Below are 351 nucleotides of genomic sequence, written 5' to 3' on the forward strand. Positions count from 1 at the left end.
GGACTGGCGGTCGCGGCTCTGACCCGGTATCGTGGGCGAAGCGACCACCTTCTCGATCCAGATGTTGCCCACCGACGCTGCGCGCAATTCCAATTCCGTCCGCAACAGGTCCGTATCGCGTCGCAGTCTCCACGCAAGGTCATTGGTTCCAGTCAATTCAACGCGCGCCACGAGATGGTCGGCTGATGCCGTTGAAGAAAGGCTCTCAAGTCTGCTGTTGACCTCAAGGACGACGTCCTTCCAATCAGCGGCCTGCGATATATCGATTACAAGTCTCTCGAACTGCGCAATAGCCGTGTGGCGCTCCTCGACGATGATCGAGCGGTCATCCCTGATCGTGACCAGCGACAC

General features: G+C 58.7%; 1 pseudogene. It reads right to left on the reverse strand.

Annotated features, from left to right (window positions below):
• Positions 1 to 351: pseudogene (locus tag AC1U89_RS25110) on the reverse strand (hypothetical protein); the annotation flags it as partial.

The organism is Caulobacter sp. 05T431 (assembly GCF_056665975.1).